At 55.9% G+C, this 14,425-nt stretch carries 10 protein-coding genes; 6 read left to right on the plus strand and 4 right to left on the minus strand.

Annotation, left to right across the window (positions count from 1 at the left end; translation table 11 throughout):
* Window positions 1-30: 30 nt before the first annotated feature.
* From gluQRS to thpR, 4 genes are all read right to left on the minus strand, one after another.
* Window positions 31-936 carry a tRNA glutamyl-Q(34) synthetase GluQRS gene (gene gluQRS, locus VRC33_RS04325; protein ID WP_338567516.1) on the minus strand — a complete coding sequence of 302 codons (906 nt, stop codon included), beginning with the start codon at window positions 934-936 and terminating at the stop codon, window positions 31-33.
* A gap of 62 nt (window positions 937-998) precedes the next feature.
* Entirely contained in the window at window positions 999-1,454 is a 456-nt protein-coding gene (gene dksA, locus VRC33_RS04330) for an RNA polymerase-binding protein DksA (RefSeq protein ID WP_034937242.1), read from the minus strand.
* Between the two features lie 180 nt (window positions 1,455-1,634).
* Window positions 1,635-2,339, minus strand: a complete 705-nt coding sequence (gene sfsA, locus VRC33_RS04335; protein WP_338561221.1) for a DNA/RNA nuclease SfsA — start codon at window positions 2,337-2,339, stop codon at window positions 1,635-1,637.
* Window positions 2,336-2,875 carry an RNA 2',3'-cyclic phosphodiesterase gene (thpR, locus tag VRC33_RS04340; protein WP_338561223.1) on the minus strand — a complete coding sequence of 180 codons (540 nt, stop codon included), beginning with the start codon at window positions 2,873-2,875 and terminating at the stop codon, window positions 2,336-2,338. Before thpR ends, sfsA begins: the two co-directional genes overlap by 4 nt.
* A 56-nt stretch (window positions 2,876-2,931) precedes the next feature.
* On the opposite strand from thpR, the gene hrpB reads away from it, so the two are divergent.
* From hrpB to fhuB, 6 genes are all read left to right on the plus strand, one after another.
* Entirely contained in the window at window positions 2,932-5,394 is a 2,463-nt protein-coding gene (gene hrpB / locus VRC33_RS04345; protein WP_338576907.1) for an ATP-dependent helicase HrpB, read from the plus strand.
* 94 nt (window positions 5,395-5,488) lie between these two features.
* Complete coding sequence (gene mrcB, locus VRC33_RS04350; RefSeq protein WP_338561225.1) at window positions 5,489-8,026, plus strand: bifunctional glycosyl transferase/transpeptidase; 2,538 nt, start codon at window positions 5,489-5,491, stop codon at window positions 8,024-8,026.
* A gap of 325 nt (window positions 8,027-8,351) precedes the next feature.
* A complete protein-coding gene (gene fhuA, locus VRC33_RS04355; protein ID WP_338561228.1) occupies window positions 8,352-10,580 on the plus strand; it encodes a ferrichrome porin FhuA in 2,229 nt (742 codons plus the stop codon).
* 48 nt (window positions 10,581-10,628) lie between these two features.
* Window positions 10,629-11,423 carry a Fe3+-hydroxamate ABC transporter ATP-binding protein FhuC gene (gene fhuC, locus VRC33_RS04360; protein ID WP_338561230.1) on the plus strand — a complete coding sequence of 265 codons (795 nt, stop codon included), beginning with the start codon at window positions 10,629-10,631 and terminating at the stop codon, window positions 11,421-11,423.
* A 15-nt stretch (window positions 11,424-11,438) separates the two neighbouring features.
* Window positions 11,439-12,320: a Fe(3+)-hydroxamate ABC transporter substrate-binding protein FhuD gene (fhuD, locus tag VRC33_RS04365; protein ID WP_338561232.1), complete on the plus strand. Its 882-nt coding sequence runs from the start codon at window positions 11,439-11,441 to the stop codon at window positions 12,318-12,320.
* Window positions 12,317-14,296, plus strand: coding sequence for a Fe(3+)-hydroxamate ABC transporter permease FhuB (fhuB, locus tag VRC33_RS04370; RefSeq protein ID WP_338561234.1), 1,980 nt, complete (start codon window positions 12,317-12,319; stop codon window positions 14,294-14,296). Before fhuD ends, fhuB begins: the two co-directional genes overlap by 4 nt.
* Window positions 14,297-14,425: the final 129 nt, after the last annotated feature.

A 14,425-nucleotide genomic window follows, 5' to 3' on the forward strand; every position in this document is an offset into this window, starting at 1 on the left:
TTACGCTTAGCGATAAAAAACAGCGGCTAATCATAGCTCAGTGAAGCCCGTTTGAGAATGCTCATCTTTCTGCAGGGCGTCCTGACGCGGGATTTTAGCCACATCCCAGTGAATAATGGCCTGCTGTATTAACGCAGACAGCGACCGATCCTGCCAGCCTTCACTGACCGGCTGACCCAGAAAATGTAATGCCTGCACTATGGCAGGGCGTGCATCCCCGGTGGGCAAGGGGGCAGCATGGTTCTGTTTTGACAGCTTATTGCCGTCGGGCCCCATCACCAGCGGTAAATGGAGATAAGCCGGGACAGGCCAGCCGAATTGCTTAAAAAGGGCAATCTGTCTGACCGTTGGCTCAATCAGATCCGCGCCCCTGACCACTTCCGTAATGCCCTGATAACGATCGTCAACCACTACCGCCAGGTTATAGGCAAACAGCCCATCCCGGCGATGAATAATGAAATCTTCGGCGGCCAGTCCGGGGTTCGCACTCACTTCACCCCGTAGAGCATCCTGAAAACGCTGAACAGGCTGGTCTACTCGTAAGCGTACTGCTGCATTTTCCGGGCCAATCTGTCTGTTCCGGCAGTGACCATCGTAAAATCCCCCCAGCTGCTGGATACGGCTTCGCGTGCAGGTACAGTAATAGCTGTGGCCGCGATCTTTAAGCCAGAGCAGGGCATCACGGTAGGCCTGATGTCGTGCCGATTGCCACAGCACGTCGCCGTCCCATGCAAGACCATGCTGTTCAAGCTGCTGAAGGATATGCTTAGCGGCTCCTGACACTTCACGAGGGGGATCGATATCCTCGATACGCACCAGCCATTTTCCATGCCGGGCACGGGCCTGCAGAAAACTGCCCAAAGCAGCAATCAGGGAGCCAAAATGCAAAACGCCAGAGGGGGAGGGGGCAAAACGCCCAATATAAGAAGATGACATCGTAGTAGAGACCGGCAGTGAAGCGGGTTGTTGACCTGCCTCACTGCACAATCCAATGACCATTAACCGGCCATTTGTTTTTCGCGGATTTCCGCCAGCGTTTTACAGTCGATGCAAAGATCGGCGGTAGGACGTGCTTCAAGGCGACGGATACCGATTTCAACGCCACAGGACTCGCAGTAGCCGAAATCGTCATCTTCCACTTTCTTCAGCGTCTTCTCGATCTTCTTGATCAGCTTGCGCTCGCGGTCGCGGTTACGCAGTTCAAGGCTAAATTCCTCTTCCTGTGCAGCGCGGTCAACCGGATCGGGGAAGTTGGCGGCTTCATCTTGCATATGAGATACCGTGCGATCAACTTCATCCCGAAGCTGGTTACGCCAGGCTTCAAGGATCTTCTTGAAATGCTCCAGCTGGGCTTCATTCATGTACTCTTCGCCCGGCTTCTCTTGGTATGGCTCCACCCCAGCGATGGCGAGAATACTCAGGGACGAGGTTTTACGGGTTTGCCCTTCTTGCATGTTGTTTCTCCTGGATAACACGCACTATCGATCCCCAGTGGGGATAAAAACAGGTCGCTATAAATAGCAGAAGCGATCAAGGTTGGCAATTATTCCTGAACATGCCTTGACAAGCCTGTGAGTAAAAGCGTATTTGGGCGCCCCTACGGGCTCGCTTATAACAGCAAATTGCGCCTTACTTTACAACTCCACAACCAAAGGCTTTTTCAATAACATTTCATCCGGGGATAACTGCGCTTTGTAGCAAAGCACTTCAACCCCGCTCTGCTGAGCCTGTGCCAGTAGTTCTGCGTAACGTGCGTCTATATGGCGCGCCGGGGAAACGTCCTCAATCCCCGAGTGCAGAACGGCAAAAAACAGAACCGCACGTTCGCCATTTTCAGAAATCTTCGCCAGTTCGCGAAGGTGTTTTTGGCCCCGTTCGGTTACCGCATCCGGAAAATACCCTTTTCCTTGCTGTAACAGCGTCACGGATTTGACTTCAATATAGCAGTTTACCCGGTCATCCGCCTGCAACAGAAAGTCGATGCGGCTTTTTTCTGCGCCGTATTTGACCTCAGCGCGTATATCGCTGTAACCGGAAAATTCTGGAATCACTCCCAGGGAAAACGCCTCTTTAACTAAGCTGTTGGCCCGTAAGGTATTCACACAAATCCAGTCGCCCTGCTGCGTTTGCGTAAGCTCCCAGCTGTGCGGGTATTTTCGCGTCAGACTGTCTGACGTGGAGTACCACACGGTGTCGCCAGGGGTAGCACAGCCGGTCATTGCCCCGGTATTGGCACAATGAATGGTCAGCGTTTCGCCTTCTGGCGTGATTACATCGGCCAGAAAACGTTTGTAACGCTTAATCAGCGTTGCCGGATGCAGCGCAGGCATAAACTTCATGGTGTTTCCTGTAAAAGTGCCCAGTCTGCAAGCTGCTGATAACGCGTACTGCCCCTGGCGTAAAGGGACTGAAACAGCGCAAAGCGCTCAACACGAAACTGCCAGCGGAAATTCCTCGGCGGTAACGAGACCGGCTGCGTAGCGTTACGCAGTAATGTGACATGCGGATGAAAAGGCAGGGGACTTTGATAGCAGCCACTTCGGGCGGCCTGCGATCGCAACAGCTCAGCCAGCTGTAACAGCCCGCGAGGCGCCTGTTTTGGCCCCAGCCAGACCACGCCAGAACGGGGCCAGTGGCCGGCATCATCCAGGGTCAGTGTGAAAGCACGCTGTTGGATTCGCCCTGCAAGCTGTTTCAGGGCCCGCGCTTTTTCTTCGCTGATATCGCCGAGGAACGCCAGCGTCAGATGCAAATTTCCCGAGGCTACCGGACGTCCGGCTGCTTCAGGAAAGGTGGCTGCCCGCCACTGAATGACGCTCTGCCTGCTCTCTTCCGGCAAACTGATGCCGAAGAAAAGCCTTTTATGCTCACTCATGGTGCTCTCCGGTTTTCCAGAAACAGGGATGCTACAATGCCTGTCCTGTTAAGACCATGATGTTCTGGAGCAAAAACGTGAGTTCATTACCGGTAAGCGTAGTGTTGCCTGACCTGCTGTCAGCCCTGCGGGGATCAAAGCAGGTGCTGCTGGCGGCACCTACCGGCGCAGGTAAGTCTACCTGGCTTCCGTTGCAAATTTTGCAACAGCCTGATTTCCAGGGCCGCATTCTTTTACTGGAGCCGCGGCGTCTGGCGGCCCGTAATGTCGCGCAACGGCTGGCGGAGCTGCTTGGTCAGCAGCCGGGTGAAACCGTTGGTTATCGCATGCGTTCAGAAAGCCGAGTCGGACCGGCAACCCGGCTGGAAGTGGTGACTGAAGGGATACTGACGCGCATGCTGCAACAGGATCCCATGCTGGAGGGCGTCTCGCTGGTGATCCTGGATGAATTCCACGAACGCAGTTTGCAGGCCGATCTGGCGCTGGCATTGCTGCTGGATGTGCAGCAGGGGCTGCGGGATGACCTTAAAATTCTGCTGATGTCCGCCACGCTGGACAACCAGCGGTTGCAGGCTTTATTGCCAGATGCGCCGGTGATTTGCTCCGAAGGACGCTCTTTCCCGGTTGAACGACGTTACGCCTCTTTAGCCACAAATTATCGCTTTGATGAAGCCGTGGCCCGGCAGGTCAGCCAGCTTCTGCGTGAAGAGAGCGGCTCCCTGCTGTTGTTCCTGCCCGGCGTTGGCGAGATTCAGCGGGTGCAAACTCAACTTGCCGCGATGATCGGCAGCGATATCGATCTCTGTCCTTTATATGGCGCGTTGCCGCTGACAGAACAGCGCAAGGCTATTCTCCCCGCAGCCCCAGGCCGACGTAAGGTGGTGCTGGCAACCAATATTGCCGAGACCAGCCTGACGATTGAAGGTATCCGGCTGGTGGTGGATGCGGCGCTGGAAAGAACCGGATTATTTGACACCCGCACCGGCCTGACCCGGCTGATTACGCAGCGCGTCAGCCAGGCTTCCATGACGCAGAGAGCCGGGCGGGCGGGCCGTCTTGAGCCGGGTATCTGCCTGCATCTCACCGCTAAAGATCAGGCCGAACGCGCAACCAGTCATGCGGAGGCGGAGATCCTGCACAGTGATTTGGCCTCACTGTGGCTGGATTTACTGCTGTGGGGATGCCGCGACGTCAGCCAGTTGACGTGGCTGGACACGCCACCGGAGCATAATCTCCGGCAGGCAAAACAGTTGCTGTTGCGGCTGGGCGCTGTCGACAATGCAGGTATGCTGACCGCTAAAGGAAGGCATATGGCCAGCCTGGGCAGCGAGCCGCGTTTTGCTGCGATGCTGATCGGTGCCGGTCAGGAGGCCGATGCTGTGGCGACAGCAGCACTGCTGGTGGCGATGCTGGAGGAACCGGCACGGGGCAGCAGCGATCTGCGGGACAGTTTCCATCGCCGTCAGCCAAACTGGCAAAAGCGTGCCATGCAGTTGCAAAAGCGGCTGAAGGTGACGGGAGGCGTGGCCGACAGTGAACTGATTGCTCCGTTGCTGGCGGGCGCTTTCCCCGACAGGATTGCACGCCGCCGGGGGGCTGAAGGCCGCTATCAACTGGCTAACGGCATGGGGGCAATGCTGGAGAGTGAAGAAGCGCTGACCCGCTATGAGTGGCTGATTGTTCCGGCATTGATTCAGGGCAGTGCGCAACCAGATGCGCGTATTCTCCAGGCTTTACCAGCCGACATCGGGGAGTTAACCAGGCAGTGCCCTCAGCTCTCTGAGCAACGCACAGAAGTGGAATGGGATCAGGAGCGGGGGACATTAAGGGCGTGGCGGCGTGAACAGATTGGCGAGCTGGTGATCAAATCTCAGCCGCTGAACAAACCTGATGAGGCGGAGCTGCATCCGGCGATGCTGCGGTGGATCCGCACCAAAGGGCTGGAGGTGCTTAACTGGACGCCGCAGGCAGAACAGCTGCGTATCCGTCTGGTTTGTGCTCAACAGTGGCTCCCGGAAGAGTCGTGGCCCTCAGCCGCTGAAGCCGATTTGCTGGCGTCGCTGGAGAAGTGGCTGTTACCCGCCATGAGCGGCGTGCGCGATGCCAGAGGCCTGAAACAGCTTGATGCTGTCAGCGCTTTATTACAATTGCTCACATGGTCACAGCGTCAGCAACTGGATACTGTGCTGCCAACTCATTACACTGTGCCGACCGGAAGCCGGCTCCCCATCCGTTATGATGATGAAAAGCCCCCGGCGCTGGCGGTTCGCCTGCAGGAGATGTTCGGCGAAGCGAAAAACCCCGCGGTGGCGGGTGGGCGCGTCCCTCTGGTCCTTGAGTTGCTTTCACCCGCACAGCGGCCTCTGCAAATTACCCGCGATCTGGCCGGGTTCTGGCAGGGCGCTTACCGCGAAGTGCAGAAAGAGATGAAAGGACGCTATCCAAAGCACTCATGGCCGGACGATCCGGCGACTGCGCTGCCAACCCGGCGCACCAAAAAATATTCAGCGCCTTCCTGAGTGATATCTTTCAGAAGGTTCCCGTTCCGAAGCTAACTGAGTAAGAACAAAGTAGTCGGCCCTGCCGACGGCAGTTCCTGGAGAAAAGAAACGCATGTCAGACGATCGCGAACCCATTGGGCGCAAAGGAAAAAACCCTAAACCCCCGCGCAAAGTGGCGGGCCGGGGTCGCCGCAGGGAAGATGAGCACGATGATTTTGAAGATATTCAGGACGATGACCACGATAACGAGGAGGTAGTACCGGTGCCACGTAAAGGGAAAGGGCGTCCGCCAGGCAAGAAAAGAGGCTGGCTGAGCCTGCTCATTAAATTATTACTGATCTTTATCGTGGTGATGGTGGTGTATGGGGTTTATCTCGATGCGCAGATCCGCAGCCGTATCGATGGCAAAGTCTGGCAGCTACCGGCAACAGTGTATGGCCGTATGGTCAACCTTGAGCCGGGCATGTCCTATAACAAGAAAGAGATGATCGCTCTGCTTGAGGGCACGCAGTATCGTGAAGTGACGAAGATGACCCGTCCTGGCGAATTTACCGTGCAGGCCAACAGCATTGAGATGATCCGCCGTCCTTTTGATTTCCCGGACAGCAAAGAGGGGCAAATTCGTGCCCGCCTGAGCTTTAGCGATGACACCCTGAGCGAGATCAAAAACCTCGACAGCGGCCGTGATTTTGGCTTCTTCCGTCTCGATCCGCGCCTGATCACCATGCTGCAATCGCCAAACGGCGAGCAGCGTTTGTTTGTCCCTCGTGCTGGTTTCCCCGATCTGCTGGTGGATACTCTCGTAGCGACGGAAGACCGTCATTTCTATCAGCATGACGGCATCAGTCTTTATTCGATTGGCCGTGCGTTTCTTGCCAACATTACCGCCGGAAGAGCAGTGCAGGGCGGCAGTACGCTGACTCAGCAGCTGGTGAAAAACCTGTTCCTGACCAACAAACGCTCCCTGTGGCGTAAAGCTAATGAAGCCTATATGGCGCTGATCATGGATGCGCGTTACAGCAAAGATCGCATCCTGGAACTCTACCTGAACGAAGTCTATCTGGGGCAGGCAGGCAACGATCAGATTCGCGGCTTCCCGCTGGCGAGCCTCTACTACTTTGGCCGTCCGGTTGATGAACTGAGCCTGGATCAGCAGGCGCTGCTGGTCGGCATGGTGAAAGGGGCCTCACTTTATAACCCGTGGCGTAACCCGAAACTCTCTCTGGAACGTCGTAACCTGGTGCTGCGTCTGTTGCAGCAGCAGCAGGTGATCGACCAGGAGCTGTACGACATGCTCAGCGCACGTCCGCTGGGCGTACAGCCCAAGGGCGGAGTGATCACCCCACAGCCTGCATTTATGCAGATGGTGCGGAACGAGTTGCAGGCTAAGCTTGGCGATAAAGTTAAAGATCTCTCTGGTGTGAAAATTTTCACCACGCTGGATTCTGTTTCGCAGGATGCAGCCGAGAAATCCGTTGAAGATGGCATTCCGACCCTGCGTAAACAGCGTGGTCTGAAGGATCTGGAAACGGCGATGGTTGTCGTTGACCGCTTCAGTGGGGAAGTCCGCGCCATGGTGGGCGGTGCCGATCCACAGTTTGCCGGTTATAACCGCGCATTGCAGGCCCGTCGATCCATAGGTTCTCTGGCAAAACCTGCGACCTATCTCACCGCGCTGAGCCAGCCGGACAAATATCGTCTCAACACCTGGATTGCGGATAACCCGATTGCGCTGAAACAGCCGAACGGTCAGGTCTGGAAACCGCAGAACGATGATAAACGTTTCAGCGGTCAGGTGATGCTGGTGGACGCGCTGACTAACTCAATGAACGTGCCAACGGTTAACCTGGGTATGACGCTGGGACTGCCACAGGTAGTGGATACCTGGAGCAAACTGGGCGTAAATAAAGATCAGCTTCAGCCAGTTCCCGCGATGCTGTTGGGCGCGCTGAACCTGACGCCGGTTGAAGTGGCGCAGGCCTTCCAGACCATCGCCAGCGGGGGTAACCGGGCACCTCTTTCAGCGTTACGTTCGGTGATTGCTGAAGACGGCACGGTGCTGTATCAGAGCTTCCCGCAGGCGGAGCGCGCCGTTCCTGCTCAGGCCGCTTACCTGACGTTGTACACCATGCAGCAGGTGGCCGATCACGGCACCGCCCGCGCGTTGGGAGCACGCTATCCTAAGGCGCATCTGGCCGGTAAAACAGGGACCACCAACAACCTGGTCGACAGCTGGTTTGCCGGTGTGGATGGCAAAGAAGTGGCTATCACCTGGGTCGGTCGGGATAATAATCAGCCGACCAAACTTTATGGTGCCAGCGGGGCAATGCAGATCTACCGTCGCTATCTGGACAATCAGGCTCCGATGCCGCTGATGCCTACTCCGCCGGAAGATATCGCGCCGATGAGTGTGGATTCTGCCGGTAACTTTGTCTGCGGGACGGGCAGCAGCAGCTGGCGGACTTTGCCGGTCTGGACCACCGATGCTGATGCGCTTTGTCAGCAGCAGATGCAGGTTCAGCAACAGCAGCAGCAACAACTGCAACAGCAGCAGCAACAGGAAATTCAGCAGCAGCCACAGCCACAGCAGAACGAGCAGAAAGACAGTGATGGTGTGGCAGGCTGGATCAAGGATATGTTTGGTAAGTAACGGACATTGATTCAGGCTGTTTAAAGCATAAAGTGATTTTTCCGTATAAAAGCCGGCTCTGATGAGCCGGCTTTTTTTATCTCTGCCGTGAGAATAAGGATCCAGCGGCAAAGATCAGCACAGTAACAAAATCATCCTTGTCAGCAACAAGCTGATGGCATCTTTATTTCCCACACTTTACATCGGGTTATTCCTGCGCCAGATGGCCAGCCGGCGCGGGATTTCCGCTTGCAGAAGCGCCATTCTTTCGCATATTATCCAATCGTTATAATAATAATTCTCGTTTAGGTTTACATTCTAATCATCTCATTCAGAGAAATGTGAAATGACTACTTTGTCTTTTGATCGTTTTCCTTTGCCAGTGAATACCTCAAAGCGTCGGCTGGCGATCCTTGTTGCAATGACTCTCTCTTCTTCAGCTTTTGCCGCTGGTGAAGAAACAATTACCGTTGATGCCAGTGCAAACAGCGCGGCACCTCAGGAAAGCGCATGGGGACCCGCCCCCACTATCGCAGCTAAACACAGTGCTACCGGTACAAAAACAGATACCCCGATCGAAAAAAATCCGCAGTCTGTCTCGATCGTGACCCGCCAGGAGATGGATACCCATCAGTTTACCTCTGTTAAACAGGCGCTGGGCTATACGCCGGGCGTAACGATCAGCAGTCGTGGTGCCTCCAATACCTATGACTTCGTGGTAATTCGCGGATTTTCTTCACGTGGCCTCAACCAGAATAACTATCTGGACGGGCAGAAGTTGCAGGGCGATTTTTATAATGATGCGGTAATCGATCCTTATATGCTGGAGCGTGTTGAGCTGATGCGCGGCCCCACATCGGTTCTGTACGGGAAAAGCAGTCCTGGCGGTATCATCTCCATGGTCAGCAAGCGTCCGACTACGGAACCGCTACGCGAAATCCAGTTCAAGATGGGCACTGACAATCTGATGCAAACCGGTTTTGACTTCAGCGATGCGCTGGATGATGACGGGGAGTTCTCTTATCGCCTGACCGGTCTGGCCCGCTCTGCCAACGAGCAGCAGACCAATGCAGAAAGCCAGCGTTATGCCATCGCGCCTTCTTTCACCTGGCGCCCTGACGACAAGACCAATTTTACCTTCCTCTCCTATTTCCAGAACGAACCTGAAACCGGCTACTACGGCTGGTTGCCGAAAGAAGGGACCGTTGAACCATTGCCGAATGGCGGACACCTTTCATCCAGCTTCAATGAAGGGGCCAGCAATAATACTTACAGCCGCAACCAGAAGATGGTCGGCTATACGTTTGAACATGGTTTCAATGACACTTTCACCGTGCGTCAGAATCTGCGTTACGCAGAGATGAAAACCGCTCAGCAGAGCGTATACGGCACTGGGTTGTGCAATAACTCCATGAACGGTTTCAATTCCTTCTGTCAGGCTCTGACGCCAGAACAGCGGTCGCATAATCTCGGCCGCGGTACCATTGTTGATCATGAACGCCTGCAAAACTTCAGCGTGGATACCCAGCTGGAGAGCAAATTCGCGACGGGAAACATGGATCATACCCTGTTAACCGGCGTGGATTATTCCCGCATGCGTAACGATATCTTCGCGTCGTATGGTTATGCTCCGTCACTGGATCTGAATAACCTGCCAGGCATGAGCGACTTCGATTTTGGGAGCGCAGCGCCTTACCAGATGAACGAATCTAAACAGACGGGGATTTACCTTCAGGATCAGGCCGAGTGGGATAAATGGGTCTTTACCCTGGGCGGTCGTTACGACTGGTCAACTCAGGCCACTACCGTGCGCAGTGACAACGGTTATATCGAACGTAAGGATCGTCAGTTCACCTGGCGTGGTGGTGTGAATTATCTGTTCGATAACGGTATTACCCCTTACTTCAGCTACAGCCAGTCGTTTGAGCCTAATGCCTTCAGCCTGTTCAGCCAGCCGCGCGTTGCTTATGCCCCTTCAAAAGGTGAGCAATATGAAGCCGGTGTGAAATACGTGCCGAAAGACCGGCCAATAGTGGTCACCGGTGCGGTTTATCAGCTGACCAAAACCAATAACCTCACGACTGACCCGACTAATGCATTGAATCAGGTTCCGTCAGGTGAGATCCGCGCCCGTGGTGTTGAACTGGAAAGCAAAGCAGCGCTGACCCAGAACATCAATATGACCGCGTCTTATACCTACACTGAAGCGGAATACACCAAAGACACCACCCTGAAGGGCACCACGCCGCCACAGGTGCCAAAACATATGGCTTCACTGTGGGGAGATTACACCTTCAACAACGGCGCCATCAGCGGCCTGACCCTGGGTGCGGGTGGACGCTTCGTGGGTTCCAGCTATGGCGATCCGGCTAACACCTTCAAGGTTGGCAGTGCTGCGGTGATGGATGCCGTGGTGAAGTATGACCTGGGGCGGTTTGGTCTGTACGGTTCAAGCCTGGCGATTAACGTGAATAACCTGTTGGATCGTGAATACGTGGCCAGCTGCTTCGCAACCTACGGGTGCTTCTGGGGCGCAGGCCGTCAGGTGGTTGGTACCGCCACTTTCCGTTTCTAATCTTTAAATCGGGCGCGGTTCGCCGCGCCCACCAATCAGAAGATCGCTATGTCTCCTCCGCATACTACAGAAACCACCTTCTCACTTGATAATGCCTCGTTTACCGTACCGGGCAGGACGTTATTGCAGCCGCTGTCCCTGACCTTTCCCGCCGGGAAAGTCTGTGGACTGATTGGTCACAATGGCTCCGGAAAATCGACGCTACTGAAACTACTGGGCAGGCATCAGGCGGCCTCTGAGGGTCAGGTGCATCTGAATGGCAAGGCGATTGCCGACTGGCAAAGTAAAGCTTTCGCGCGTGAAGTGGCTTATCTGCCGCAGCAACTTCCCCCTGCCGAAGGGATGACGGTGCGGGAGCTGGTGTCAATGGGTCGCTATCCCTGGCACGGCGCGCTGGGGCGCTATGGCGCAGAAGATCGTGAGCGGGTGGAAGAAGCTATCTCGCTGGTTGGCCTCAAGCCGTTTGCTTTACGCCTGGTCGACAGCCTCTCCGGTGGCGAGCGCCAGCGTGCATGGATAGCGATGCTGGTGGCGCAGAACAGTCGCTGCCTGCTGCTGGATGAACCTACCTCCGCCCTGGACATTGCCCATCAGGTGGAGGTGCTGGCGCTGATCCAGCGTCTGAGCCGCGAGCGTGGTCTGACAGTTATCGCGGTGCTGCATGATATCAATATGGCTTCCCGTTACTGTGATCATCTGGTGGCGCTGCGCGGTGGCGGAATGATTGCCCAGGGCGATGCTGCGGCAATCATGCAGGCCAGCGTGCTTGATGAAATTTATGGTATCCCGATGGGGATATTGCCTCACCCTAATGGCGGTGCGCCGGTGAGTTTTGTTTACTGACAGATGGATGTTCCCATGCCGGATTATTACCGCCGCCGTTTATTGATGGCGATGGCACTTGCGCCTTTACTGCCTGCCTGGCATGCCCGGGCAGCCTCACCAGTCGATATTCAGCGCATTATCAGCCTGGAGTGGCGACCTACTGAAATGCTGCTGGCGTTGGGCATTTCTCCCCTTGGTGCCGCTGACCTGTATAATTACGATCTGTGGGTGGGGGAGCCCAAACTGTCAGACACCACCGTTGATGTCGGGCTGCGCACTGAACCTAATCTGGAGTTGATGATCCAGATGAAGCCCTCGCTGATTGTTTACTCCTCCGGCTATGGCCCTTCCGTTGACACCATCAATAAAATCGCCCCAGGCATGGGGTTCCCTTTCAGTGATGACAGCGGCAAGCCCCTGACTGTAGCCCGTAAATCCCTTCTGCAACTCGCCGAAAGAATTGGAAGGATGCCTCAGGCTCAACATCATCTTGCTGAATTTGATGCGTTTATCGCGCAGGCGAAAGCACGCCAGGCCGCCAGGGTACAACGCCCGTTGTTACTGATCTCCGTGCTGGATACCAGCCATGTGATGGTGTTTGGCAAAGGCAGCCTGTTCCTGGAAGTGATGGAAGAGATTGGCCTGGTGAATGCCTGGCACGGCGAGACCACCTACTGGGGAAGTACGCTGGTGGGTATCGAGCGGCTGGCCTCGATCCGTGATGTGGACGTGGTCTGTTTCGATCATGGCGACGAAAAGATCATGCAAAATGTGACCTCGACACCGCTGTGGAAATCCATGCCTTTTGTGCGTGAAAACCGGTTCCGTCGGGTGCCTCAGGTGTGGTTTTACGGTGGAACACTGTCGGCCATGCGCTTCTGCCGCCTGTTAGATCACGCGCTGGAGGCAGCATGAAAACCGTCTCCCGTTTCCCTGTTATTTTACTGTCATTACTGCTGCTTGCCGCTCTTGGCCTGACCTGGATTAACTTCAGCCATCATCTTCCGGTTTCGCAATGGCGTGAAACGCTCGTGGCGGCGAATCCCGATAATGTTGACCAGATGGTGTTTCATTACAGCCTGCTGCCACGCCTGACGCTCTCTCTGCTGGTGGGCGCGGGACTGGGGCTGGTAGGGCTGCTGTTTCAGCAAGTATTGCGTAATCCTCTGGCCGAGCCGGCAACGCTGGGCGTGGCTTCAGGTGCGCAGCTGGGACTGACGATCGTCACGCTCTGGAGCCTGCCTGGCGATCTTTTTACTCAGCAAATTGCCTCGATGGTGGGGGCTATTGCGGTGGGGCTGATTGTCTTTGGCATCGCCTGGGGGAAACGTCTCTCGCCTGTGACCCTGATCCTGGCGGGTCTGGTAATGTCACTTTATTGCGGCGCGGTAAATCAGGTGCTTGGCCTGTTTAATCATGAGCGTCTGCAAAGCATGTTTCTGTGGAGCACCGGCACCCTGAACCAGATGGACTGGCATGGCGTCAGCTTTATCTGGCCAAAACTGCTGGCAGGGTTTGTATTGTCACTGATGCTTTTACGGCCCATGAAGCTGATGGGGCTGGATGATGGCGTGGCCCGCAATCTGGGGCTGGCCTTGTCGGCTGCCCGTCTGCTGGTACTGGCGCTGGCTATCGTGCTCAGCGCCCAACTGGTGAATGCGGCGGGCATTATCGGGTTTATCGGTCTGTTCTCGCCGCTGCTGGCAAAAATGCTGGGTGCGCGGCGTCTGCTCAGCCGTCTGCTGCTGGCCCCCTTGATCGGCATGCTGCTGTTATGGCTGGCGGATCAGGTGGTGATCTGGCTGACCGATAACTGGCGGGAAGTGTCTACCGGCACGGCAACGGCCATTATCGGTTCGCCGTTGCTGCTGTGGTTACTGCCCCGACTGCGTACTGCCGCCGTCCCTCCTGCGATGAACCAGGGCGATCATGTGCCGGTAGAGCGTCATCATGTGTGGGGATGGGCCATTGCCGGTGGTGTGGCACTGCTGGTGATGTCTGTGATTGCACTGAGTCTTGGGCGCGATGCCCAGGGCTGGAGCTGGGTGTCAGGCGATCTCTTCAGCCAGCTTGTTCCCTGGCGGTTGCCTCGCCTGGTCGCGGCGATTGCTACCGGCATGATCCTTGGCGTTGCTGGCTGCATTGTACAACGTCTTACCGGTAACCCCATGGCGAGCCCGGAAGTGCTGGGAATCAGTTCCGGGGCGGCTTTTGGGGTAGTAATTATGCTGTTCCTGGTGCCGGGTGATGCGTTTGGCTGGCTGTTACCTGCCGGCAGCATCGGGGCGGCAGTGACCCTGTTCATCATCACCGTGGTGGGGGGCAGAGGGGGATTCTCGCCTGAACGTATGTTACTGGCCGGGATGGCACTGAGTACGGCCTTTGCCACCCTGCTGTTGATGCTGCTGGCCAGTGGCGATCCGCGTATGGCGAACCTGATGACCTGGCTTTCAGGATCGACTTACAGCATTGATGCCGCTCAGGCGTGGCGGACAGTAATCATCACCGTAGTTCTGCTGGCGCTGGTACCGTTTTGCCGCCGCTGGCTGACAGTGCTGCCACTGGGCGGGGAAACGGCGCGTTCGCTGGGGGTGGCATTAAAACCCTCCCGCTTTGCCCTGTTGCTGCTGGCTGCTGCACTCACGGCTGCGGCTACGCTGACCATCGGTCCTTTAAGCTTTATTGGGTTGATGGCCCCGCATATTGTTCGCATGCTTGGCTTCCGTCGTGCGATGCCGCAACTGATTATGGCGGCTTTGATGGGCGGTCTGCTGATGGCGTTAGCAGACTGGTGTGGCCGGATGGTAGCTTTCCCGAATCAGATCCCGGCGGGGCTGCTGGCTACCTTTATCGGCGCACCTTACTTCGTTTATCTGCTGCGGAAGGTGTAAGCACGCTCAGTTTGCACTGAGGTTATCGTTGCAGAAACGCTGAGCTTTCAGCCCGGAACGTTAATCAGGGCAGCCTGAAAAAAACGCCTGATGAGTGAATCATCAGGCGTTTTTTATGCAGATTTATTG

This window comes from Erwinia sp. E_sp_B01_1 (genome assembly GCF_036865545.1).
Classification (GTDB): Bacteria; Pseudomonadota; Gammaproteobacteria; order Enterobacterales; family Enterobacteriaceae; genus Erwinia.

Excerpts from the sequence above, each read along its gene's own strand:
- hrpB (WP_338576907.1), top strand. The coding sequence starts at position 2,932 with ATGATGTTCTGGAGCAAAAACGTGAGTTCATTACCGGTAAGCGTAGTG.
- mrcB (WP_338561225.1), top strand. The coding sequence starts at position 5,489 with ATGTCAGACGATCGCGAACCCATTGGGCGCAAAGGAAAAAACCCTAAA.
- fhuB (WP_338561234.1), top strand. The coding sequence starts at position 12,317 with ATGAAAACCGTCTCCCGTTTCCCTGTTATTTTACTGTCATTACTGCTG.
- sfsA (WP_338561221.1), bottom strand. The coding sequence starts at position 2,339 with ATGAAGTTTATGCCTGCGCTGCATCCGGCAACGCTGATTAAGCGTTAC.
- fhuC (WP_338561230.1), top strand. The coding sequence starts at position 10,629 with ATGTCTCCTCCGCATACTACAGAAACCACCTTCTCACTTGATAATGCC.
- fhuD (WP_338561232.1), top strand. The coding sequence starts at position 11,439 with ATGCCGGATTATTACCGCCGCCGTTTATTGATGGCGATGGCACTTGCG.
- thpR (WP_338561223.1), bottom strand. The coding sequence starts at position 2,875 with ATGAGTGAGCATAAAAGGCTTTTCTTCGGCATCAGTTTGCCGGAAGAG.
- dksA (WP_034937242.1), bottom strand. The coding sequence starts at position 1,454 with ATGCAAGAAGGGCAAACCCGTAAAACCTCGTCCCTGAGTATTCTCGCC.
- gluQRS (WP_338567516.1), bottom strand. The coding sequence starts at position 936 with ATGTCATCTTCTTATATTGGGCGTTTTGCCCCCTCCCCCTCTGGCGTT.
- fhuA (WP_338561228.1), top strand. The coding sequence starts at position 8,352 with ATGACTACTTTGTCTTTTGATCGTTTTCCTTTGCCAGTGAATACCTCA.